We start from the raw sequence: 363 nt of genomic DNA, 5'->3' as shown, positions 1-363 counted from the left end.
AATAGCATAACCATCACTGAGGCGCAGCGCTGCTTCAAACGAATCAAACAGTCGCGAACGCACACCATCTTTAACAATAATTCGGTCAACAACTACATTAATCGTATGTTTTTTATTCTTCTCTAACTCAGGGACTTCATCTAAATCATAAGTTTCTCCATCAACTTGTACACGCACAAAACCATCACGTTTAATTTGCGCCAACACTTTTTTCTGAGTGCCCCGTTTGTCGCGCACTACTGGTGATAGGACTTGTAAACGAGTCCGTTCAGGTAACTCCAAGACACGATCTACCATCTGGTCAGGGGTTTGACTACTAATGGGAATATGATCGTTCGGACAAATAGGGGTCGGTACTCGAGC

1 pseudogene is annotated in these 363 nt (G+C 43.5%); it reads right to left on the bottom strand.

Going from position 1 to position 363, the window contains the following annotated elements:
- Positions 1-363: pseudogene (locus ACFIK0_RS09415) on the bottom strand (excinuclease ABC subunit A); the annotation flags it as partial.

The sequence above is a fragment of the Bartonella sp. CL63NXGY genome (assembly GCF_042194905.1).
Classification (GTDB): domain Bacteria; phylum Pseudomonadota; class Alphaproteobacteria; order Rhizobiales; family Rhizobiaceae; genus Bartonella.
Note: the sequence above shows the minus strand (reverse complement) of the source record. Positions and strands in the feature narration are given on the sequence as shown.